This window comes from Streptomyces sp. NPDC048603, from assembly GCF_043199475.1.
In the GTDB taxonomy this organism is placed as follows: domain Bacteria; phylum Actinomycetota; class Actinomycetes; order Streptomycetales; family Streptomycetaceae; genus Streptomyces.
Map to the genome: position 1 here is coordinate 29,415 of NZ_JBICVY010000027.1, position 22,610 is coordinate 52,024.

Sequence of the window (22,610 nt, forward strand, 5' to 3'; positions counted from 1 at the left end):
GGCAAAAACCGTATCCGACCTGCGATGACAGACCGTTCGGAGATCATCACGGTGAGTGGATCTCCAGGCTCCCTTAAGGCTGCCTTAAGGCCTGGCTAATCCACCCGCAGGAGCTATCCCGGGCGCCACACCCGCGCCATCCCGCCCGGGACTAAAGGAACTTGGCCTTGCCCGGGCCCTCCTCGACGAAGCTGCGCATGCCGCGCTCACGGTCCTCGGTGGCGAACAGGCCCGCGAACCAGTTGCGTTCGATGGCGAGACCGGTGTCGATGTCGGCCTCCAGACCCGCGTCCACGCACTCCTTCGCCGCGCGCAGCGCGATGGCCGGGCCCTGGGCCAGCTTGGCGGCCCAGGCGTGCGCCTGCTCGTACACCTCGGCGGCCGGTACCACCCGGTCGACCAGGCCGAGGGTGAGCGCCTCGTCGGCCTTCACCATCCGGCCCGTGAAGATGAGGTCCTTGGCCCGGGAGGGGCCGATCAGCCGGGACAGTCGCTGGGTGCCGCCGGCGCCGGGGATCAGGCCGAGCAGGATCTCGGGCTGCCCGAGCTTGGCGTTGTCCGCGGCGATGCGGTAGTCCGCGCACAGCGCGAGCTCGCAGCCGCCGCCCAGGGCGTAGCCGGTGACGGCCGCCACCACCGGCTTGGGGATCCGCGCCACCGCGGTGAAGGAGTCCTGCAGGGCCCGGGACCGCGCGATCATCGCCGCGTGGTCCATGACCTGCATCTCCTTGATGTCCGCCCCGGCCGCGAACACCTTCTCGCCGCCGTAGAGGATCACCGCGCGGACGTCGGCGCGGTCGGTGGCCTCCGCCGCCAGCTCGCGCAGCCGGTCCTGGGTCGCGATGTCCAGGGCGTTCATGGGCGGCCGGTCCAGGCGGATGGTGCCGACGCCTTCGGAGACTTCGAGAGAGATGGTCATACGGGCACGTTAGTGCCCGTTAACCGGCTTCGGTAGCAGGGGTGACCGGGGTTACCCCAGCCACCGGCCGACCACTACTTGATCCACTCCGACCAGGGCATGTTCCAGCCGTTGAGGCCGTTCTCCGGGGCGATCTTCTTGTCCTTGGAGTTCTTCACGATCACCACGTCGCCGATGATCGAGTTGTCGTAGAACCAGGCGGCGGGGGCCTCGGGGTCACCGGCGCCGCGCACGTCGCGCAGGCCGACGCAGCCGTGGCTGACGTTCTCCGAACCGAAGGTGCTCGACGCGGCCCAGTAGTTGCCGTGCACGAAGGTGCCCGAGGTGGACAGGCGCATCGCGTGCGGCACGTCCTTGATGTCGTACTCGCCGCCGAAGCCGACGGTGGCGCCGTTCATCCGGGTCACCTTGAACTTCTCGCTGATGACCATCTCACCGTTGTAGGTGGTGGTCGACGGGGCGCCCGCGGTGATCGGAAGGTTCTTGAACACCTGGCCGTCGCGGACGACCTGCATCTGGTGGGTGCTCGCGTCGACGGTGGAGACCTGGGAGCGGCCGATCCTGAACTGCACCGTGCGGGTCTGCTTGCCGTAGACCCCGGGGCGGCCCTCGACGCCGTCCAGGTTCAGCTTGACGGTCACCTTGGTGCCCGCCGCCCAGTACTTCTCCGGGCGGAAGTCGAGCCGGTCGTTGCCGAACCAGTGGCCCTCGATCGGCACCGAGGGCTCGGAGGTCACGGTGATCGCCTTCTCCACGGCCTCCGGGTTGGTGATGCCGCGGCTGAAGTTGACGGAGACGGGCATGCCCACGCCGACCTCGGCGCCGTCCTCGGGGGTGTAGTGCCCGATGAAGGTGTTCTTCGGGGTGAGGGTGGTGAAGGTGACGTCCTTCGCGGACTCCCGGCCGGCTCCGTCCTTGGCCACCGCGTGCACCTTGTACTCGGTGGCCGAGCCCAGGTGCCGGGCCGGCTCCCACGTGGTGCCGTCGGCCGACAGCTTGCCCTCGACCTGGTTGCCCTTGGTGTCGGCGACCGCGACGGTGGACAGCTTGCCGCCCGTCGCGGAGATCTTCAGGACGCCGCTGGTCGCGACCTCCTTGGCGCCGTTCTCCGGCTTGATGCTGACGACGGCCTGGGACGCCTCGGTCCCCGTCTTGCCGCTGCCGCCGCCCTTGCCGTTGTCACCGCCGCTGCCGGTGCTGCCGCCGCCGCTGCACGCCGAGGTGAGCAGCAGAGCCGCCCCCAGCACCAGGGCCGACAGGGCACGTGTCGGCTGCAGGTTCACTCTTCTTCTCCCCCATGTCCCCCGCGCGCAGACAGTCGCGCGCTATGGAAACAGGTAATCACACGGGAGGATGACGAAGAGCCACGGATTTGTCACCGTTCGGTCCCAACCGGGGCCGACCTCGCAGGATGCCCCGCCCAGGTCCGGTCCGCCCCGGTCCGGTCCGGTCCGGTCCGGCGGACGGTCAGCCGTCCGTGCCGAACTTGGTCCCCCACACGTAGACGGCGTCCCCCTCGGTCAGCAGGTCCCAGAGCCGGGCCGCGTCCTTGGGGTACAGGTTGACGCAGCCGGCCGAGCCGCCGTACGCGTAGAGGTCCCCGTAGGCCCCGTGGATGGCCTGGCCGCCGTTGAAGAACTGGGCGTGGGGCATGGGGGTGTCGTAGAGGGTGGAGACGTGGTCCTTGTTCCGCCAGTAGATCTCGTGCCAGCCGAGCCGGGTCTCCTGGTCGTCCCGGCCGGTGCGGATCGGCACGGGCGGGAAGACCACCTTGGATCCGCGCTGCACCCAGAGCAGCTGACGGTCCATGTCGATGCAGGTCACCCGGTGGTTCCGGACCGGGCACTTGCCGGCCTTGTTCGGGTTGGGGCGGGCCTGTACGACGAGCATCTCGCGGTGGGTGGCGACGTCCGGGTAGCCGTCGGCGGGGCTGAGCCCGTTGGCCTCCTGGAACTGCCGGATCGCCGCGCAGTCCTCGGGGGACTGCACCCCGTCCACCTTCCGGCCGAGGTGGGCCTCCAGCTCCCGCTGGTAGGGCCCGGTGCGCGCGGTGCAGGGTGCCGCCGCGGCGGCACCCGCCGCGGCGGCCGGCGGGGCCGCGGCCAGGCCCGTCAGGCCGGCCAGGCCGGTCAGGGCGAGCGTCATGGCCAGGGTCAGGCCCGCGGTGCTCCCGGCCCGGCGGTTCCCCGCCGGCTGCCCGCTGCGCTGTCGGTGCGTCATGGCCCCAGCGAACCGCGCGGGGACGGCCGGGGCGCGCCCGGGTGCTCCGATGCGGTGAGCGGGTCATCACATCGGAGCACCGGGGCAGGGCCGGGCGGGCGGGTCAGTCCTCCTTGGAGGAGGACGGCTCCTTGCCGTAGTCGTCCCGCTTGTTGAACACCGTGATCTCGACGCGGTGGTCCGGGGTGGCGTCGTCCAGGGTGAGCGGGCCGGTCACGTCCTTGTCCGGGAGCACGTACGCCTCGGGGACGTCGGTCTCCCACAGGTAGTACCGGCCGGAGTAGAGCGGGCCGAACTCGCACACCCCGGCGCCGTCGGTGGCGCAGCCCTGGCCGACGCGGTGGTCGGGGTTGATGCCGGTGGTCTGGAGACCGGCGGTGCTGTTGGACTCCCGCCACACCTCGAAGACCGCGCCGCGCAGCGGCCGCTTGGTCTTGGCGTCCTTCTTCACTACGCGGATGAAGCCCTGGTACTGCTGCTCCCGTGTGTTGGGGACGGTCGTGGTGACGCCCTGGGCGGCGTTGTCCGCGGTCAGTACGACCGGCCCGCTGACCGGTGCGGCCGGGGGCTGATACCCGTCGGGGGCCCGGGTCTCGAGCCAGTAGTAGCTGCCCGGCGGCACGGTGGCGCCGCAGCGGCCGTCGGCGGCCGTGACGCACTCGCCGGAGACGAGCTCGTCGGGGGTGGCGCCGTCGGCCTGCAGGCCGGCCGTGCCGTTGGTCTCCCGCCACAGCTGGAAGCGGGCCCCGGCCAGCGCGGCGCCGGACTCCGCGTCGGTCTTGCGGACCCAGAGGGAGCCCTCGGCCGGCTCGGGCGGCACGGGCGGCTCGGTCCCGCACTCGGGCAGGCTGCCCGTGAAGGGATAGGAGTGGAACTCCTGGCCGAACCCGCCGGTGGTGCTCGGGCCGGTGTGGGTGAGGTCGCCCGCGGTGAGGAAGCGGCCGTTCACACCGGGCAGCTGGACGGAGGCCTCGGAGAACGGCTCGGCGATCAGGGTGGAGCCTTCGAGCTGAGCGGTGCCGTGCAGCCGTACGGTGGCCGCGTCGGGGAAGTTCCACAGCAGCCGGTGGCGCAGCCCGGCCGGGAAGCTGCCGTTGTTGAACGAGACGAGCGGGTCCTCGCCCAGCACGTTGACCAGCACGGTGGCGCCGTCCGGGATGCCGGTGAACCGGACGAAGACCTGGCCGCCGGCGGAGGTCGCCAGGTCGGTGCCGGCGGGGACGTTGAAGACCTGGAGCGCGGAGCTGCCGTCGCCCGTGAACAGGGCCTCGGTGGGGCTGACCGCGACGGTGCCGGTGGCCGGCCGGGGCTGCCCGTCGACCCGGGCGTAGCACTTGCCGGCCGCGGTGAGGCGGGCGCGGACCGCGGCGTAGGGCGCGGTGGCACCGGGGTCCCGGGTCAGGGTGCCGGTCACCGTGCCGGTGACGGTGCCCGCGTAGCGGACCACGCCCCCGTCGGCGAGGAGCCGCTGGCCCTGCGCGACCCGGACGCTGCCGCCGACCGTGAGGAAGTCCGCCCCGTTTTCGGGCGGGACGCGGGAGCCGACGCCGACGATGCCGACGTTGTAGACGTCGCTGGTGGTGGGGGAGCCCAGCTTCTCCATGTCGAAGTCGCCGAGGACGACGACCCGGCCCTCGGCCTCGGCCGCGCCCCGGCGTACGTTGAAGTCGTCCCCGACGAAGATGTTCACGGCGTTGTCCCGGCCGGTGAACGGCCCGTTGTCGGGCTCCGGCCAGACCGGCGGACAGGAGCCCGGCACGCAGGGTCCGAGGCCGTCGGGAAGCGGGGCCCGCAGCGCTCCCGCGGCGGCGGCCCGCGCCGCGGACGCCGTGGTGACCGCGGCGGTGGAGGTGCCCGGGTCCCCGGTGCGGACCGGGCCGGCCGCGAGGGCGGGGGCCGCCGCGGCCAGCAACGCGGTGATCGCGAGGCCGAGCGGCCACGCCCTTGCTGTCCTGACGATCCTGACAGTCATGACACTCCGTCCGTTTCCCGCCGTCGGTGGCGCCCTGACAGGCTGGGCGCACTCGTGTGCGGGACGGGGCCGGACACTCCCCCGTTACGGCAAACCGGGCACACCAATCACCCTCATGCGACCGGCCGGCCTCAGGCGATCGCCGAGCCGGCGATCCACTCGACCCAGGACATGTTCCAGCCGCCCATTCCGTTGTCCGGGGCGACGGTCTTGTCGGTCGAGTTGACGACCTCGACGACGTCCCCGACGAGGGTGCGGTCGAAGAACCAGCCGGCCGGGGTGTCGGAGCCGCCGCCCTTGTCGTCGCGCAGGCCCACGCAGCCGTGGCTGGTGTTGGCGGAACCGAAGGTGCTCGGGTGGGCCCAGTAGTTCCCGTGCAGGAAGGTGCCGGAGCCGGTGAGCCGGAGGGCGTGCGGCACGTCGGGGATGTCGTACTCGCCCTTGCCGTCCTCGGCCGTGAAGCCGACGGTCGCCCCGTTCATCCGGGTCACGTCGAACATCTCGGTGACCACCATCTTGCCGTTGTAGGTGGGGGACTTCGGGGAGCCGGCGGTGACCGGGAGGGTGGAGAGGACCTCGCCGTCGCGCCGGACGGTCATGGTGTGGTCCTCGGCGTCGACCGTGGAGACCTGGTGCCGGCCCACGGTGAAGCGGATGGTCTTGTCCTGGATCCCGTACGAGCCGGGGGCGCCCTCGACGTCGCGCAGCCTGATGGCGACGGTGACCTCGGTCCCGGGCTTCCAGTACTCCTTGGGCCGGAAGTCCAGGCGGTCGCCCCCGAACCAGTGGCCGGAGACCTCCACCGCCGGCTTCGCGGTGACCGAGACGGCGCGTTCGACGTCGGCGCGGTTCTTGATGGACTTGCTGAACCGGAAGGAGACGATCATCCCGGTGCCGACGGTGGAGCGGTTCTCGGGCTTGAAGTAGCCGATGAACCGCTCCTCGGGCACGTAGGTGGTGAAGGTGGTGTGCCGGGCCTGGCGGCGGTCGTGCCCGTCGACGGCCACCGCGTCCACGGTGTACTTGGCGGCCAGCGAGAGCTTCCCGTGCTCCGGGTCGGGGCTCCAGCTGAGCCCGTCGGGGGCGATCGTCCCGGGGACCTGTTCCTGCTGGGCGTCCTCCACCTTGGTCACCGCCACCCGTTCCAGCCTGCCCTCGGGGACGGACACGCTCAGCGGGCCGTCGGCCGGGACTGCCTTGGCGTTGTCCTCCGGGGTGATCCTGATGGCTTCCTCCGGGGACCGGGGTTTGCCGGGCAGTGCCACCTCCACCGGGGATCCGCCGTCCGCGGTACAGCCGGAAAGTCCGCCCAGCAGCCCCGCCCATGCCACCACGCCGGCCACGGCCGCCGCTGCCCGCCTCGCCCGCCCGGACGTCAGAAGTCTCACGATCCTCCCAACGACGGGGGCCCGCCGGGGGAAACGTGACGGTGGCCCACGTTCCTGGCAGCCCGGTCCGGGCAGAACAGTGAGGAGGACCAGACGGGGGCGGGCCCCGACCGGGACGCCGGGGCCGCACACCCTCCCCCGCCGGGCCTCCGACAGCCGTGGAGGCGGTCAGGTGTCGAGCGCAGCCGAGCAAGAGGTGGTGGAGGGCGGTCACGTGGCGCCCGCACACCGGGTGAACGGATCCGTACGGGCGTCCGCGCGCCCGGGGCCTCCGGTGTGGCCGGGGTCCTCGCATCCGCTGGGGGCGCGGTACCGGGCGGGGCCGGACGGGGTCGCGGGCACGAACTTCGCCGTGTGGGCGCAGGGCGCCGAGGCGGTGGAGCTGTGCCTGTTCGACGACCGCGGCGGCGAGACCCGGTGCGCGCTGACCGAGCTGACCCACGAGATCTGGCACGGGTTCGTGCCGGGGGTGATGCCCGGCAGGCGGTACGGGTTCCGGGTGCACGGCCGCTGGGACCCCTGGACCGGCGCCCGCTACAACCCGGCGAAACTGCTGCTGGACCCGTACGCGCGGGCCGTCGACGGGGACTTCGTGCTGCCGCCGGAGGTGTACGGGCACGTCCGGGACTGGCCGCAGCAGTACATCGCGGACACCGTGCGGGACGACCGGGACTCCGCGCCGTTCGTCCCCAAGGGGGTGGTGGTGCACGATGACGACGACTGGGCGGACGACGTCCGTCCGAAGACCCCCTGGGCGGACTCGGTCATCTACGAGCTGCACGTGCGCGGGTTCACCATGCGGCACCCGGACGTGCCGCCGGAGCTGCGCGGCACGTACGCGGGGCTGGCGCATCCGGCGGCGGTCGAGCACCTGACGCGGCTCGGGGTGACGGCGGTGGAGCTGCTGCCGGTGCACCAGTTCGCGCACGAGGACCATCTGCTGCGGCGGGGGCTGCGGAACCACTGGGGCTACAACTCGATCGGCTACTTCGCCCCGCACGCCGGGTACTCCTCCAGCGGGACGGCCGGCCAGCAGGTCGGCGAGTTCAAGCGGATGGTGCGGGCGCTGCACGCGGCCGGGATCGAGGTGATCCTGGACGTGGTCTACAACCACACGGCGGAGGCCGGTGAGCTCGGGCCCACGCTCTCGCTGCGCGGCATCGACAACCGCGGCTACTACCGGCTCCAGCACGACCAGCGGCGGTACGCCGACTACACGGGCTGCGGGAACACCCTGCACGCGGGCCGGCCGCACGTGCTCCGGCTGATCACGGACTCGCTGCGGTACTGGGTGACGGAGATGGGGGTGGACGGCTTCCGCTTCGATCTGGCGGCGGCGCTGGCCCGCTCCATGCACGACGTGGACATGCTCTCGCCCTTCCTCGCCGTCATCGCCCAGGACCCGGTGCTGCGCCGGGTGAAGCTGATCGCCGAGCCGTGGGACGTGGGCTCGGGCGGCTACCAGGTGGGCGCGTTCCCGCCGCTGTGGACGGAGTGGAACGACCGTTACCGGGACGCGGTGCGGGACTTCTGGCGGGGCGCGCTGCCCGACGTACGGGACCTGGGGTACCGGCTGTCGGGGTCCAGCGACCTGTACGCGTGGGGCGGCAGGCGGCCGTACGCCTCGGTGAACTTCGTGACCGCGCACGACGGGTTCACCCTGCGCGACCTGGTGTCGTACGAGCGGAAGCACAACGAGGCCAACGGGGAGGCCAACCGGGACGGGACGAACGACAACCGGTCGTGGAACTGCGGGGTGGAGGGCGAGACGGACGACCCGCGGATCGCGGCGCTGCGCCGGCGGCAGCTGCGGAACCTGCTGACCACCCTGCTGCTGTCCACCGGGGTGCCGATGCTGGTGGCGGGGGACGAGTTCGGGCGCACCCAGGGCGGCAACAACAACGCGTACTGCCAGGACAACGAGACCGGGTGGGTGGACTGGTCACTGCTGTCGGACCCGGGCTGGCAGAACCTGTTCGCGCTGACCCGGCGGCTGCTGGCGCTGCGGCGGAAGCATCCGGTGCTGCGGCGGCGGGCGTTCTTCTCGGGCCGGCCGCAGGGCGCGGACGGGCTGCGGGACCTGGCCTGGTTCACCCCGGCGGGGGCGGAGATGACGGAGCGGGACTGGTACGCGCCGGCGGCCTCGCTGGGCCTGTACCTGTCGGGGCGTGACATCCCGGGCCGGGACGAGCGGGGCCGGCAGGTGACGGACGACAGCTTCCTGGCGCTGCTGCACGCGGGGGACCGGCCGGTGTCCTGGATCCTGCCGGGCCCGCCGTGGGCCTCGGCGTACGAGGTGGTGCTGGACACCTCGCGTGAGGACCAGGCGGCGGTTCCGGGGGCCCGGTTCCGCGGCGGCCAGACCGTCACCGTGCCCGCGCGCGCGGTGCTCTTGCTGCGCGTGGCGGCCTGACCCCTACCGCCGCGTAGGCAGGCGTGCCGTTCACGCCGCCGTGGGCGCAGGCGTGCCGTTCACGCCGCCGTGGGCGCAGGCGTGCCGTTCACGCGGCCGTGTGGGCAGGCGTGCCGCAGGGCGATGGGGGTCCCCCCTGCTCGAGCGAAGCCGAGAGCTTGGGGGTGGGGGTCCCCCCGGACGGAGTCTGGGGGAGGTGGGCACACGGCACGACGGCCCGCGCCGGTCGCGCAGCGTGTGCCTGTGCCCCGACCCCGCTGACGGGGTCGGACCCCGCTGCGGCGGAGCCGAGGCATCGCTTCGGTGGGGCGGGAGCGAGCCTGCTGGGCGGCGTTCCGGTGTGCCCACCCGTTCCGCCCTGCGGAACGCCTGCCCACACCTCGGTGGGGCTACCCCTCCACGTGCAGCAGCATGCGCTTGAGCAGGGCCGCGAGTTCGGCCGTCTCGGCCGGGGCGAAGGGCTCCAGCATGGCGGTCTCGGCCAGGCCGCGCAGCCGCATCGCGGCGAGCCAGCGGGTGCGGCCCTCCCCGGTGAGTTCCACGTCGACCCGCCGGCGGTCGTCGGCGGCCCGCAGGCGGCGGACCAGTCCCGCCTTCTCCAGGGTGTCCAGGCGGCCGGTCACCCCCGCCGGGGACAGGAGCAGTTCGGCGGCGAGCTCGGAGGGCGTGGCCCGCCAGGGTTCACCGCGGGAGGCGAGCCGGTGCAGGGTCTCGAACTCGAAGGGCTGCAGCCCGGTCTCGGCCAGGGCGCGTTCCTTGGCCCGCTGCACGTGTTTGGCCAGCAGCTGGATGCGGGTGATGACCTCCTCCGTGGGCACGTCGAACGGCACCTTGCCGCGCCACCGCGCGATGTGCCGGTCGACGGAGTCCTCCGTCGGGGTCGGGCCCTGCCCGCTGCCCGGTTGCTCGCTCATCCCGGCATTATCGCGCCACCCGAAGATATTTCGTTGACGAACGATTCGGTGGCGAAATACCTTCGCCCGATGATCCCCACCCTGTGGCGGCTGCTCGCGGGCCGCACCTTCGCCGCCTTCGCCACCGCCCTCATCCCGACCACGCTCACCCTCGCCGTGGTCGGTACCGGCTCCGCCGGCGACCTGGGTCTCGTACTGGCCTGCGAGATGGTCCCGATGCTGGTGCTGCTGCCGGTCGCGGGCGTGGCCGCCGACCGGTTCCCCGCCCGGCGGGTGGTGCTCGCGGCCGACCTCGTCCGGGCCGCCGCGCAACTGGCCGTCGGCGTCCTGCTGCTGACCGGTCCGGTACGCGTGCCCGCCCTGGCGGCCCTCTCCGCCGTGACCGGGGCGGCGGTGGCCTTCGGCACCCCGGCGGCCCGCACCCTGGTGGCCGCCGTGGTGGCCGGGCCCGAGCGGCTGCGGGCCAACTCCCGGCTGATGGTGGCCCAGGGACTGGCCTCGGTCGCCGGTCCGGGAGCCGCGGGCGCACTGATGATGGGCATCGGAGCCGGCTGGTCCTCCCTGCTGACCGGCGCGCTCTTCGTCTGCTCCGCGGTCACCCTCGGCGGCCTGCGCACCCCGCACCGGGCGCCGGCCGGAGACCGTCCCGGCTTCCTGGCCGAGCTGCGCGAGGGCTGGGCCGAGACCCGGCGGCACCCCTGGTTCCTCGCGAACGTCCTGGGCCACGGCGTCTGGCACCTGGCGGCCGGACTGCTGCTCACCCTCGGCCCGCTGATCGCGGTGGAGTCCCTCGGCGGCGAGGCCGCCTGGGTGGTCATCGCCCAGGCAGGCACGGCCGGGATGCTCGCCGGGGCCTGGGCGGCCGGCCGGCTGCCGGTGCGGCGGCCGCTGGTCTGGGTGGCCGTCGCCTCGGCAGCCTTCGGCCTCGCCCTCGCCGCACTGGGGCTGCGGCTGCCGACCCCGGTGGTGGCCGCCGCGTACTTCCTCGGCCTGGGCGGGGTCGGCCTGCTCAGCCCGCTCTGGGAGACCGTGATCCAGCAGCGGGTGCCGGCCGGGGCGCTCGGGCGGGTCGGCTCCTTCGACACCCTGATCTCGTTCGCCGCCCGGCCGCTGGGACTGGCCGTGGCGGCCCCGCTCGCCGCCGTCGCCGGCACCACCGGCCCGCTGCTGGCCGCCGCGGTGCTGGTGGCCGCGGCCAATCTGGGCGTGCTGCTGGTTCCGGACGTGCGGGAACATCGGGAACGGGAGCACACATTCGCCCTGCGATGATGTGTGCGATCGGGGGCCGTGCAGGGAATGTCGTGCAAGGGGTGTGAACGAATGGCGAGTGTGGGGACCGCGTTGCGGGAACTGCGCGGGGCACAGAAGTCGGCGAAGGGGGTCTCGCTCTACTCCCGGTTCGTCAACCGGCCTTCCGGGCGGTACCTGGCCGCCGGCTCGTACGCGCTGGGGCTCACCCCGAACCAGGTGACGCTGGTCAGCGCCGCCTTCAGCTTCGCCGCGGTGGCCGCGGTCGCGCTCGCCGCTCCCTCGTGGGGGCTGGGCCTGGCCGTGTGGGCCGCGCTCGCCGTCGGATTCGCCTTCGACTCGGCGGACGGGCAGCTGGCCCGGCTGCGCGGCGGGGGCAGCGCGGCGGGCGAATGGCTCGACCACGTGGTGGACGCCGCCAAGCTGACCGCGCTGCACACCTGCGTGCTGATCGCCTTCTACCGCTTCCCCGAGGCGTACGGGACGGAGGCCGACGGCTGGCTGCTGGTGCCGCTCGGCTTCCAGTTCGCCGCCGTGGTGACCTTCTTCGGCGGGCTCCTGACCGAGAAGCTGAAGCCGAAGCCCGCCCCCGGGGAGGCCGTCGCCGCCCCCTCCACGCTGCGCGCGGTGGCGCTGCTGCCGGTGGACTACGGCGTGTTCTGCCTGGTGTTCCTGCTTCTCGGCGGCGGGGAGCTGTTCTCCTGGGCCTACGCCGGACTGGGCGCGGTGGCGGGCCTGTTCCTGCTGGCGTTCCTGGCGAAGTGGTTCCGGGAGCTCAGCGCCGTTCGGCGGTGAGGGTCTCCGGGAGGGGCTCGGCGAGCGCGTCCAGCGCCCGGCGCAGCTGGGTGCTGGAGGTGTGCACGGTGTACGGGAAGTAGACGACGTCCACGCCGACGGCCGCGAAGTCGGCCTCCAGCTTGTCGCCCTTGGGCGTGCCCCGCCAGTCGTCGCCCTTGAAGATGACGTCGAACCGGACCTGCTTCCAGGTCTCGACCTTGTCCGGCACCGTCTCGACGAAGGCGGCGTCGACGTACTTGACGCTGCGGACGATTTCCAGCCGCTCGACGAGCGGGATCATCGGGCGGCGGCCCTTGGCCAGCTCCGCCATCTCGTCGGAGACCACTCCGGCCACCAGGTAGTCGCACTGACTCCGGGCATGGCGAAGGATGTTCAGGTGTCCGATGTGAAACAGATCGTATGCACCCGGTGCATAGCCCACTCGGTAGGGCCTGCGCGCGGGCACGCCAAGGTCGGACATGTCCTGCTCCGTCATCTGTTACCCCCCAGCGACCGCACCCCCCGGTGCGGTGGATTAGCAGACAATAGCGTGCACGTTCCGCGCCGTGCGGATGAACGATTAGGGTGGCGTGCGCATCGATCAGGGGGAAGGGGACTGTCAGTGTCCGCATCCGGTCACCGGCGCCTGCTGCTGGTTTCCACCAATTACGCTCCCGAGCACGCGGGTATCGGTCCGTACGCCACACAGATCGCCGAACACTGGGCGAATTCCGGCCACGAGACGCACGTGTTCGCAGGCATGCCGCACTACCCCTCCTGGTCACTTGAGCCGGAGTACAAGGGGGCGCTCCGGCGCACGGAGGAGCGCGCGGGGGTCACTGTGCACCGGCGTGCGCACACCGTCCCGGCACGCCAGACCGCGGTGAAGCGGGCGTTGTTCGAAGGATCGATCCTGCTGCACGGTGCCGCGGCCCCGCCGCGGATCCCCAAGCCGGACGCGATCCTCGCCCAGATGCCCAGCCTGGCCGGCGGGGTGCTGGCGGCGCGGATGGCCGCGCGCTGGAAGGTCCCGTACGTCCCGGTGGTCCAGGACCTGATGGGCGCGGCCGCGGCGCAGAGCGGCATCAGCGGCGGCGACAAGGCCGCGGCGCTGGCCGGGCGCGCGGAGGCGTACGCGCTGAAGCGGGCCACCCTGGTCGGCGTGATCCACGAGACCTTCGTCGACCGGGTGGTGGGCATGGGCGTGGACCCGGACCGGATCCGCCTGGTGCCCAACTGGTCGCACGTGCCCTCCCCCACCAAGCCGCGCGGTGAGACCCGTCGCCACCTGGGCTGGGCGCCCGGCCAGACGGTCGTCCTGCACTCGGGGAACATGGGGCTGAAGCAGGGCCTGGAGGTCCTGGTGAACGCCGCGCGCCTGGACCCCGCGGTCCGCTACGTGCTGATGGGCGACGGAAGCCAGCGGGCCGCGCTCGCCGAGATGTCGGCCGACGTTCCCAACCTCGACATCATCCCCCCTGCCGGGGACGAGGACTTCCCCGATATCCTCGCGGCGGCGGACGTGCTCGCGGTCACGCAGCACGCGGCTGTGCTGGACATGAGCGTGCCGTCGAAACTCACCTCCTACTTCGCGGCCGGCCGGCCGGTCGTCGCCTCCGTGGCGGCCGAGGGCGGCACCGCGCAGGAGGTGGAGCGTTCGGGTGCCGGTGTGCTCGTACCGCCGGAGGACCCGCAGGCACTGCTGAAGGCCGTACGGTCCCTGGCCGAGGACCCGGCGGGCGCGGACGCGCTGGGCGCGGCCGGTCCCCGTCATGTGACGGCGCACCTGAGCCGTGAGGCGGGCCTGGCCCGCATCGACGCACTGATCGACGAAGCACTGGGGGGAACCCGGCCGTGAACGACAAACACCGCCCGGTGGCGATAGCGGCCGAAGACGAGCCGGACCTCCTCAGGGACCAGTTCAAGCAGCTGCTGCGCTACCGCAGGCTGCTGGGCGCCGGCATCGGCATCGGCCTGCTGGGCGGTGTCTACCTCGGCATATCGACGGCCGACACCTATGTGGCGACCGCGGACGTGGTGCTGCGCACCCCGACCGATGACCCGTTCAACCCGTCCATCGCGGCGGACAAGACGGTCAACATCGGTTCGGAACGGCAGACGGCGCTCAGCCGCTCCATCGCCGAGGAAGCGGCCAAGAAGCTCAACATCGCGGACTCCGGGCTCCCGGCGCTGCGCACCGGCCTCCAGGTGACCAACCCACCGCAGTCCATGGTGCTGAGGTTCACGTACACCGCCGACAGCCCGCGGGAGGCGGCCCGCCGGGCGAACGCCCTGACGGAGGCGTACCTGTCCAAGCGCCAGGAGTCGCTCGACGCCACCCGCGACAAGATGGTCAAGAGCTACGAGAAGCAGCGCGACCCGATCGCCAAGCAGCTCGACGAACTGGCCAAGGACATCTCCCGGATGCCGGCCGGTGCCGCCCGTGACGCCGCCGCCTCCCAGAAGACGGACCTGCAGAGCAAGGTGGGCCAGTTCAACGGGCAGATCTCCAAGCTGGACGCCCTGGACATGACCCCGGGCCGGATCACCAGCAAGGCCACCCCGCCGTCCGCCTCGGACGGCCCCGGCCTGCCCATGTCCCTCGCCCTGGGCGCGGCCGTGGGTCTGGCCCTGGGCCTGCTCGCGGCCTGGGTGCGGCTGGTCTTCGACCCTGCGCCGCGCTCCGACGGCGACGTCTCGCGGGCCCTGCGGGCGCCCGTCCTGGGCTCGCTGCCGCGGGACAAGAGCGCCGGCGGGCCGCTGCTGGCGGCCGGAGAGGAAGACCCGCGGCTGGCGGAGGAGTTCCGCTCGGTGGCCTTCCGCCTCGCCTACGACTCCCGCTTCGCCGACCGGCGCCGGCTGCTCGTGGTGGCACCGCGCGGCAGCAGCGAGATCGCCGCGGCGGTCGCCGTGAACCTGGCCGCCTCCTTCGCGGAGACCGGCAAGGACGTGCTGCTGATCGAGGCGGACCTGCGCACTCCGGTGCTGGCCAGCCAGCTGCCGACGGACGCGGGTGGCCGGCCCCGGTGGAGCCAGATGCCGGGCGGGCCCGGCCAGAACCCGGCCGGACACGCCGAGTCGGACTGGCCCGACGGGCGCCAGTTGGTCGTGGACGCCGGCGAGTCCGGTTCCTTCGACCTCATCCCCGGCGACCGGGTCCGCAACGTGGCCCGCGCGCTCACCTCGGCCCGCGCCTCCCGCCTCATCTCCGAGGCGGACTCCCCCAACTCCACGGTGGTCGTGCTGGCTCCGCCGGTGCTGTCGTACGCCGACGCCCTCGCGCTGGTCGACCGGGTCGACGGCGTGCTGGTGGTCTGCGACCCGCGGGCGGTGCAGCGCACCGACCTGGCCCGGATCCGCGAGCTGATCACCGGCGCGGGCGGCACGGTGCTCGGCGCGGTGCTCCACGGGCCGCTGCCGGACGACAAGAAGGGCGGCGGCCCGCGCCGCGGCAAGCGCACCCCGGGCAACGCCCCCGCGGCCACCCCCGCCCCGGCCCCGCGCCCCCGCCCGACCCTGCCCGTCGAACAGCACATCCCGGGCGACGGCACGGACACGGTGGCGCTGCGGACGGTCCGCACGGGCCAGCGGTGAGCGGACGTCGCGGTATCGCGGCGCTCGCCTCGGTCCTGGACCAGGCGGCCTCCAGCGCCACCAACATCCTGGTCCTGGTGCTGGCGGCCCGCCTGTCCTCCGCCTCCGGCTTCGCCGCCTTCTCGATGGTGTACGTCACGTTCACGGTCCTGCTGGGCCTGAACATGGCGTACGTCGGCCAGACCGTGGTCCTGGAGAAGGCGGAGGAACGCCTCGGCACGGTCTGCCGCTCGGCCGTCGCGTTCACGGCCGCGGCCTCGGTCGCGGCCGGCGTGGCCCTGGCCGGCGTCGGCATGCTGCTCCCCGGAGCGACGGGCGGGGCCTTCGAGGCCCTCGGCAAGGTCCTCCCCCTGGTCCTGCTCCAGGACGGCCTCCGCTACTGCTTCTCGGCGCTGAGGGCCCCGGAACGGGCCCTCGCGGCGGACACCCTCCGCCTGGCCTGCGTGGTCGCGGCCCTGCTGTCGCTCCCGTCCGGGACCTCGGCGCAACGCCTGGTCCAGGTCTGGGGCCTCTCCGCCCTCCCCGCGCTGCTCCTCGGTCTGGCCCTGCTGTGGCCGTACGTCAGGGGCGCGCGCACGCACCTCGCCCCGTACCTGCGCCGCGGCCACCTGGGGCAGCGGTTCGTCGTGGAGTACGCGGTGGGCCAGGGCTCCAGCCAGCTGGCCGTGCTCGGCCTGGGCGCCTTCGCGACCCCGCTCGCGGTCGGTGCGCTGCGCGGCGCGACCACCCTCTTCGGGCCCCTGAACGTCCTGTTCAACTCGGCGAACGCGTTCGCCCCGCCGTTCCTGAACCGGCTCACCGGCAAGCGGGCGGTCGTACGGTCCACCCTGACGCTGGGTCTGACCCTGGGGGCCCTGGCGGCAACGGTGGCCGCCGGGCTCTACGCCCTGCCCGGCTCCTGGGGCCGCGAACTGCTGGGCGACACCTGGCCCGCGGCGGCGGCCCTGCTCCCCGCGACAGGCGCCCAGTACGCGGTGATGGCCCTGGGCACCTCCGCCCTGCTCACCCTCCGCGTCCTGGACCCGAAGGCCACCCTCTCGGTCCAGGTGGTCTTCTCGCTCCTCTCGGTGGCCTTCCTCCTCGCGGGCTACGCCGCCTGGGGCGTCACCGGCGCCGCCTGGGGCCTGGCCCTGGGCTCCGCCCTGAAGGCCGCAGCCGCCTGGTGGCGCGTCACCCGCGTCCCGGCCGCGCTCCCGGCCCGGCAGCCGGCCTGATCCGCCCCGGCCCCGCCGGCGGCCGAGCTCAGCGGAGCGTCTTGTTCTTGTCCGTGCGGTACGTAGCCACCAGCGCGAGGCACAGCGCTGCGATGGCCACACGGCCCGAGGCCTGGAGCAGGGGCCCCCGGAGCAGGATGAAGGAGTAGCCCGCGACCAGCGGGACGACCACGGTGATGAGCGAGCCCGGCGGCGTACTGCGCCGGGCTCGCTTGGCGTAGCGGCGGTCGACGCGGGCGGCGGCGTAGCCCATGGCCATCAGGCCGCCGGTCATGCCGATCGAGCCGAAGTCGATCCACAGCTCCGCCCAGATCGGGGAGGAGAGGTTGGTGTTGACCGTGCCCATCCACTGGCCGACCATCACGCCGGTGTCCCGCGGCTTGTCCGCCCAGACCGAGCGCGGCACCGCGAAGAAGACGGAGCCGGCCAGCTGGCGGCCGTAGAAGTGGCCGGGGCCGGAGTCGACGTAGGTGATGGTGTTGGCGAACATGCCGATCTGGTCGTAGTCCTTCAGGGCCATCGGCTCCAGGAAGGAGGTCGTCTCGACCGGCTTGTAGTTCTTCTCGTCGTAGCGGAAGCGGTCCGCGAACGGGAAGATCAGGAGCGCCACCACCACGGCCATGGACAGGGCGACCCGGTACATCGCGGCGCTCACCGGGAAGACGGTGAAGAGCATCGCGAACATCACCGTCAGGAACCAGTAGCGCGGGTTCGAGATGGGGTTGTTGACGATCAGGTTGAGCACGCACAGCGCCGCCCAGGTGGCGATGACCACCGGCTTGCGGCGGGCGTAGACCGAGGTGACCAGCCAGCGGGTGTAGAGCAGCCAGGCGAGCAGGGCCGGGACGGTGCCGAAGCCGCGCAGGAACGCCTGGCCGGCCTGGCCGTCGCCGTTGGAGACGCCCGCCTCCTCGATGCCGGCGATGATCTCCTGGCGGCTGCTGAAGAAGACCGCCGGGCCGCCCAGCTTCATGATGAACACGCCGCTGAACAGGAAGGCCAGCAGCGTGAGCAGTTGGAGGCGGCGGCGGTGCGTCATCACCGGGCGCGGTTCCTTCTGCGTGCCGAACACCCCGCCGGCCGGCCGGTGCCGGGCCAGCAGCACCCCCACGTCGAAGGCGATGCAGCCGATCAGCACCAGGGCGATGGCCCAGGTGAGGTCGGAGCGGGGGCCGACGACGGGGGTCGGGACCTGCCCGAGCACCGCCTGGGCCAGCGGGGCCACGCCCATCGCCATGTAGACGAACAGCCAGAAGGAGCCCTGGAGCAGCTTGCGGCGGCTGGTGAGGACCATCGCGGAGAGCCGTGCGCCCGCGTACACGGTGAGCGCGAGCTGCACCCAGAACGCGGCGTCGTCGACGCCGGCTCCGGGCTGCACGGCCACCATCAGCGGCAGGAAGACGGTGAAGCCCAGCGCGAGCGGCACCGACAGGGCGCGGGAGAGCAAAGTGCGCGGGGTGGTGACCTGGCCCCACTGGGCGGCGTCCTCCTCCGGGGGGACCGGGACGCGGGGCGGCTGCGGCTTGCGAATGTCCGTTGCCACCGTGCCTGCCCCCACCCCTGTGCGCTCTCCGGGCGCAGTCTAGTCTGAGCGCGCGGCGCCTGGGGAGGCGCCGACCGGGGGTCGAGCTCGAAGGGGGGCAAGTGGCACGCAATCTCACGGCCTTCACGCTGGCCGGCTACGACAAGGGACGCGGGTTCCTGACCCAGGCCCTGTGGTTCGCCGTGCTCAACACGGTGTTCATGGCCTGGTTCTGTCCGGCCCGGCTGCGCGTGGCCCTGCTGCGGGCCTTCGGCGCGGACATCGGCGAGGGCGTGTTCATCCGGCACAAGGTGCGGGTGCTGTGGCCGTGGAAGCTGACGGTCGGTGACCACAGCTGGATCGGTGAGGGCGCCTGGCTGCTGAACCTGGAGCCGGTGACCATAGGCGCCCATGTGTGCGTCTCGCAGGAGGCCATGCTCTGCACCGGCTCGCACGACCACCGGGCCGAGGACTTCCGCTACCGCAACGCCCCGATCACGGTCGAGGACGGTGCCTGGGTGGCGGTACGGGCGACCGTGCTCGCCGGGGTGACCATCGGCCGGCACGCGGTCGCGGGCGCCGGGGCGATCGTGCACAAGGACCTGCCCGAGCTGACCCTGCAGACCGCGGACGGCACCCGCCGGCCGGTGGAGGAGCCGAAGTGAGAGTCCTGCACGCGGTCACGCTGCACTCCCCGCAGAATGCTTTCGGCGGCCCGGTGCGGGTGGCTCTGAACCTCGCGAAGGGGCTGCGCGAACGCGGGCACGAGCCGAGGCTGCTGGCGCTCGGCGAGGGCTTCGGCGACCCCTGGCCCACGGATGTGGAAGGGGTTCCGGCCACGCTGTTCCCGGCCCGCCGGCTGCTGCCGCTGGGCTTTTCCGGGATGACCTCGCCGGCGCTGCTGGCCTCGGCCGGCCGGCTGGTCCGGGACGCGGACGTGGTGCACGTGCACCTGGCCCGCGACCTGGTGACCCTTCCGGTGGCGCTGGCGGCCCTGAGGGCCGGGCGTCCGCTGGTGCTGCAGACCCACGGCATGGTGGACCCCAGCGACAAGGCCCTGGCGAAGGTGCTGGACGCGCTGGCGGTCCGCCGGCTGCTGCGCGGCGCGGGCGCGGTGCTGTACCTGACCGGGCACGAGAAGCAGGGGCTGGAGGCCGTGGTCGGCGGTGCGCTGCCGCAGGCGGTCCGGCTGGTCAACGGCACCCCCGCACAGGAGGAGCGGCCCGCGCCGTCGGGTCCGCCGCGGATCCTGTACGCGGCGCGGCTGCAGGCCCGTAAGCGGCCGGTGGACTTCGTGGACGCGGTGCCGGAGATCCTCCGCTCGCACCCGGACGCCGAGTTCGTGGTGGCCGGCCCGGACGAGGGCGAGCAGGCCGCCGTACTGCGCCGGATCGCGGAACTGGGGGTGGCGGACCGGGTGTCCGTGCCGGGGCCGCTGAGCGGCCGGAACGTGCTGCGGGAGCTGCGCCGGGCGCACGTGTACGTCCTGCCGTCGGTGGACGAGCCGTTCCCGATGTCGGTACTGGAGGCGCTGTCGGTGGGCGTGCCCTCGGTGGTGACCCACTCCAACGGCCTGGCCCGGGACATCGCGGAGGCGGGTGCCGGTCACGCCGTCACCCCGGGACCCGAGGGGGTCGCCGGGGCGGTTTCGGCCCTGCTGGACCCGGAGGCGAACCGGGCCGCGTCGCTGGCCGCCCGGAAGCTGGCGGCGGAGGCGTTCTCGATGGACGCGGTCCTGGACACGCTGCTGCCGGTGTACGAGCGGCTGCGCAGGCCGGGGACGGCCTGAGCGGACTCCCCGGGCGGACTTCCTGGGCGGGACCGCGTGAACCGGCTCCCCGGGGCCGCCCGGTCAGGCGCGGCGGATCACGATGTCGCCGTAGCCGCTGCGCACCCTGATCTCCGCGGTCTCGTCGGTGGCGGCGGGACCGGCGGTCTGGCCCAGGGTGTTGTGCAGGGCGCCGAAGTCGGTGTGGACGTCGAGCCAGGCGGCGGTGGCCTGGCGGATGCCGACCTCGACCTCGCCGACTCCGGTCTCCAGCACCACCCGGCCGCGCGCGACCTGCCCGATCCGGATCGCCCCGTTGGAGGACCTGGCCTCGACGCCGGCCCCGGCGGTGCCGACGGTGATCGGGCCGTTGGAGGACTTGGCGCGCAGCTCGCCGAGGACCTCGCCGAGGAGGGTCTCGCCGTTCCCGTTGCCGACGAGGGCCCGGCCGGCGATGCTCACGACCTCGGTCCGGCCCGAGCCGGTGATGTCGGCGTCGCCGGCGACCTCGCCGACGCGGATCTCGCCGTGCTCGTTCCGGAGGTTCACGTGGTGCGCCGCCTCGACCCGGAGGTCGCCGGAGGCGGTCCGCAGCCGGCAGTCGCCGAGCGGGCCGGCGGCGAGGATGTCGCCGACGGCGGTGACGGCCTCGACGTGGGAGCCGGCGGGCAGTTCGACGACCACCTGGACGGAGGGGGCCCGTCCGAACAGGACCCGCTTGCTCGGTCCGCGGACGGTGAGCGCGTCACCGGAGAAGGAGACCTCGGTGGCCTCGGCGGCCCGCACGTCGGCGTCGCTGCCGGGCCTGCCGGGGGTCACCTCGACGACCGTGTCCTCGCGCTTGCCTGCGGTGATCCGGATCGAGCCGACCTCGATGCCGATGGTGGCGGTGATGGCTTCGGGCGTGGCGAAAGAGGGCATGGCCGTGCCGTCCTTTGGACTCGGTGGGGTGTGGCGCGGTGCGGCGGCGGGCCGCCGGGTCAGCGGACCCAGCCGGTGAAGCCCTGCTCGCCGCGGCGGAAGCGGGCGGGTGCGGCCGGGGCCGCGGGCTGGAGGGCGGTGGAGACGGCCCGTACCAGCCAGGCGTTTACGGAGAGGCCCTCGCCGGCGGCGGCCTCCTCGACCCGGCCCTTGAGGTGGGCGGGGAGCCGGAAGTTGATCCGGGCGGTGGTGCCGTCCTCCGCGTCGGCGGGTACGACCGGGGCCGGGGGCGGGGGCGGCGTCGGCGGGGCGACCGGGGCGCTCTCGGCGCCGGTGCCGGTGCCGGTCGGCGGGGCGGTGACGACGAACTCGGGGTCCAGACCCCGCAGCCGTACGTCGACCGAGCCGGGCGCCAGGTCCCGGGTGACCTCGACCATGGCGGCCGAGAGGGCGTTCAGGAGGGTGAGGCGGGCGGCGGACTCCAGCGGAGCGGTGAGCCGCTCGGCGAGGGCGCGCGCTTCGTCACCGCCGGCGTTGGCGGCGACCGCGAGCTCCTGTCGGAGGTGGTCGACGTAGGGGGTGAGGTCCATGATGCCATGATGGCACGGCATTGGCACCACACGCAAGGGAAGCGGCACCAAAGTGGCATCACTTGGGGGTACGACAACTCACCGCGCGCCATCTCCGCAGGTCAGCCCGTCAGGCTGAACCGGCGCCAACTTGGCTCCGGATGGCGCCATACCGCGCCAAGAGATGGCGCCCAGGCGCACCCCGCATCACCGCTGCCCGGGCACGCGGAAGCCCCCGGCGCGGGCCGGGGGCTTCGCGGGAGGTCGGGTCAGGCCGGGAGCCAGGCGTAGCAGCCCGCCGAAACGAACTCGGACGTGCCGGCCGGGATCTTCGCCGTGACCGGGGCGCCCGGCTTGGCGCCGGGCTCGGGGCCGGAGGCCAGCACCGCCCCGGCCGCGGACTTCGCCTGCCAGGCGCACGACGGGGTCGGGCTCGCCGCCCGGTAGGTCCCGGCCGCCGGGGACTTGCGGGTGCCGTCCCCGAAGCCCTTCTCCGCCGCCGCCAGCACCGGCTTCTGCTCCGGGCAGAGGTGGGTGATCGCGTCCTTGGCGCCCGCGATCTCGCCCGAGACCACCGCCGCCACCGCGGCGTCCTTGTCGCGCTTCGCCGTGCGCGCGATGCGCTGGCACGCCTCCTGCCCAGTCTGCAGCACCGCCGCCGGGTCCGTCTTCTCCGGCACCCGGCCGCTCAGGTACTTCTTCTCGTTCTCCTTGAACGAGCCCGTGGCCGGCGTCAGCTTCGCGTCCGGCAGCACCGGACCGGTCGGCTTCGCCGCCGGCGAGGACGGCGCCGCCGGAGCGGCGGAGGAGTCCGCCGGGTCCGGGACCGAGGACGCGGCCGGAGGCTTCGGCTTCGCCTCCGCGGCCGGCTTGTCCCCGTCCGAGCTGCAGGCGGTGAGGGACAGGGACAGGACGGTGGCCAGCAGAACAGCAGCCGTAGCCGGGCGTCGGTACATCACAGGGCTCCCGTGGTACTGGGGCAGGGTGTGCGGAGAGTGCAGGGTGCGGAGAACGCGGAGAACGCGGAAGGTTCGGGTACGTCGGCGGGGCCCCGCCCCGGGGCCGGGGCCCCCCCCCCCCCCCCGTTACGTTCGCCGCAGGTGTGGATCAGCTGCGGGGTGCCCACCGCCCCCGCGGCCGCGCTGGTCCAGCTCCAAAGCGGGGGGGGGGC

General features: G+C 73.3%; 19 protein-coding genes. 8 read left to right on the forward strand and 11 right to left on the reverse strand.

The genetic code is table 11. The features are described 5' to 3' along the window. Window positions 1-151: 151 nt before the first annotated feature. From ACGFQ9_RS38010 to ACGFQ9_RS38030, 5 genes are all read right to left on the reverse strand, one after another. Window positions 152-919: an enoyl-CoA hydratase/isomerase family protein gene (locus tag ACGFQ9_RS38010; protein ID WP_393580437.1), complete on the reverse strand. Its 768-nt coding sequence runs from the start codon at window positions 917-919 to the stop codon at window positions 152-154. Between the two features lie 74 nt (window positions 920-993). Beyond that, window positions 994-2,202, reverse strand: a complete 1,209-nt coding sequence (locus tag ACGFQ9_RS38015) for an Ig-like domain-containing protein (RefSeq protein ID WP_393580438.1) — start codon at window positions 2,200-2,202, stop codon at window positions 994-996. Between the two features lie 184 nt (window positions 2,203-2,386). Further along, window positions 2,387-3,064, reverse strand: coding sequence for a L,D-transpeptidase family protein (locus ACGFQ9_RS38020; protein ID WP_393580469.1), 678 nt, complete (start codon window positions 3,062-3,064; stop codon window positions 2,387-2,389). 178 nt (window positions 3,065-3,242) lie between these two features. After that, the gene (locus tag ACGFQ9_RS38025; RefSeq protein WP_393580440.1) at window positions 3,243-5,111 is read right to left on the reverse strand and encodes a choice-of-anchor A family protein; all 1,869 of its coding nucleotides are present in this window, start codon (window positions 5,109-5,111) and stop codon (window positions 3,243-3,245) included. 131 nt (window positions 5,112-5,242) lie between these two features. Beyond that, on the reverse strand, window positions 5,243-6,499 hold the full coding sequence (locus ACGFQ9_RS38030) for an Ig-like domain-containing protein (protein ID WP_393580442.1): 1,257 nt from the start codon (window positions 6,497-6,499) through the stop codon (window positions 5,243-5,245). A gap of 172 nt (window positions 6,500-6,671) precedes the next feature. On the opposite strand from ACGFQ9_RS38030, the gene glgX reads away from it, so the two are divergent. Continuing rightward, a complete protein-coding gene (gene glgX / locus ACGFQ9_RS38035; protein ID WP_393580443.1) occupies window positions 6,672-8,912 on the forward strand; it encodes a glycogen debranching protein GlgX in 2,241 nt (746 codons plus the stop codon). A gap of 389 nt (window positions 8,913-9,301) precedes the next feature. Here the strand turns inward: glgX and ACGFQ9_RS38040 are convergent, their stop codons facing one another. Beyond that, the gene (locus ACGFQ9_RS38040; protein ID WP_393580445.1) at window positions 9,302-9,826 is read right to left on the reverse strand and encodes a MarR family winged helix-turn-helix transcriptional regulator; all 525 of its coding nucleotides are present in this window, start codon (window positions 9,824-9,826) and stop codon (window positions 9,302-9,304) included. Between the two features lie 69 nt (window positions 9,827-9,895). Between ACGFQ9_RS38040 and ACGFQ9_RS38045 the strand changes: the two genes are divergently transcribed. After that, entirely contained in the window at window positions 9,896-11,095 is a 1,200-nt protein-coding gene (locus tag ACGFQ9_RS38045; protein WP_393580447.1) for an MFS transporter, read from the forward strand. A gap of 51 nt (window positions 11,096-11,146) precedes the next feature. Continuing rightward, a complete protein-coding gene (locus ACGFQ9_RS38050) occupies window positions 11,147-11,869 on the forward strand; it encodes a CDP-alcohol phosphatidyltransferase family protein (RefSeq protein WP_393580449.1) in 723 nt (240 codons plus the stop codon). Here the strand turns inward: ACGFQ9_RS38050 and ACGFQ9_RS38055 are convergent. After that, a complete protein-coding gene (locus ACGFQ9_RS38055; protein WP_393580450.1) occupies window positions 11,850-12,332 on the reverse strand; it encodes an adenylyltransferase/cytidyltransferase family protein in 483 nt (160 codons plus the stop codon). The two genes, ACGFQ9_RS38050 and ACGFQ9_RS38055, sit on opposite strands and share 20 nt — an antisense overlap. A 171-nt stretch (window positions 12,333-12,503) precedes the next feature. On the opposite strand from ACGFQ9_RS38055, the gene ACGFQ9_RS38060 reads away from it, so the two are divergent. The 3 genes from ACGFQ9_RS38060 to ACGFQ9_RS38070 are packed head-to-tail and all read left to right on the forward strand — an operon-like array spanning window position 12,504 to window position 16,659. Beyond that, on the forward strand, window positions 12,504-13,709 hold the full coding sequence (locus ACGFQ9_RS38060) for a glycosyltransferase family 4 protein (RefSeq protein WP_393580471.1): 1,206 nt from the start codon (window positions 12,504-12,506) through the stop codon (window positions 13,707-13,709). After that, window positions 13,706-15,445: a lipopolysaccharide biosynthesis protein gene (locus tag ACGFQ9_RS38065; protein ID WP_393580451.1), complete on the forward strand. Its 1,740-nt coding sequence runs from the start codon at window positions 13,706-13,708 to the stop codon at window positions 15,443-15,445. Before ACGFQ9_RS38060 ends, ACGFQ9_RS38065 begins: the two co-directional genes overlap by 4 nt. Beyond that, the gene (locus ACGFQ9_RS38070; RefSeq protein WP_393580453.1) at window positions 15,442-16,659 is read left to right on the forward strand and encodes a hypothetical protein; all 1,218 of its coding nucleotides are present in this window, start codon (window positions 15,442-15,444) and stop codon (window positions 16,657-16,659) included. The genes ACGFQ9_RS38065 and ACGFQ9_RS38070 overlap by 4 nt, the downstream gene beginning before the upstream one ends. A 28-nt stretch (window positions 16,660-16,687) precedes the next feature. On the opposite strand, the gene ACGFQ9_RS38075 is transcribed toward ACGFQ9_RS38070, so the two are convergent. After that, a complete protein-coding gene (locus ACGFQ9_RS38075) occupies window positions 16,688-18,217 on the reverse strand; it encodes a hypothetical protein (RefSeq protein WP_393580455.1) in 1,530 nt (509 codons plus the stop codon). An 86-nt stretch (window positions 18,218-18,303) separates the two neighbouring features. On the opposite strand from ACGFQ9_RS38075, the gene ACGFQ9_RS38080 reads away from it, so the two are divergent. Further along, on the forward strand, window positions 18,304-18,846 hold the full coding sequence (locus ACGFQ9_RS38080) for a WcaF family extracellular polysaccharide biosynthesis acetyltransferase (RefSeq protein ID WP_393580456.1): 543 nt from the start codon (window positions 18,304-18,306) through the stop codon (window positions 18,844-18,846). Beyond that, on the forward strand, window positions 18,843-19,970 hold the full coding sequence (locus tag ACGFQ9_RS38085; RefSeq protein ID WP_393580457.1) for a glycosyltransferase: 1,128 nt from the start codon (window positions 18,843-18,845) through the stop codon (window positions 19,968-19,970). The genes ACGFQ9_RS38080 and ACGFQ9_RS38085 overlap by 4 nt, the downstream gene beginning before the upstream one ends. Before the next feature lie 63 nt (window positions 19,971-20,033). Here the strand turns inward: ACGFQ9_RS38085 and ACGFQ9_RS38090 are convergent, their stop codons facing one another. The 3 genes from ACGFQ9_RS38090 to ACGFQ9_RS38100 form a co-directional block, all read right to left on the reverse strand. Beyond that, window positions 20,034-20,870, reverse strand: coding sequence for a DUF4097 domain-containing protein (locus ACGFQ9_RS38090; RefSeq protein ID WP_393580458.1), 837 nt, complete (start codon window positions 20,868-20,870; stop codon window positions 20,034-20,036). Window positions 20,871-20,929: 59 nt separating this feature from the next. After that, window positions 20,930-21,460, reverse strand: coding sequence for a hypothetical protein (locus ACGFQ9_RS38095; protein ID WP_393580460.1), 531 nt, complete (start codon window positions 21,458-21,460; stop codon window positions 20,930-20,932). Between the two features lie 248 nt (window positions 21,461-21,708). After that, window positions 21,709-22,395 carry a hypothetical protein gene (locus ACGFQ9_RS38100; protein ID WP_393580461.1) on the reverse strand — a complete coding sequence of 229 codons (687 nt, stop codon included), beginning with the start codon at window positions 22,393-22,395 and terminating at the stop codon, window positions 21,709-21,711. Window positions 22,396-22,610: the final 215 nt, after the last annotated feature.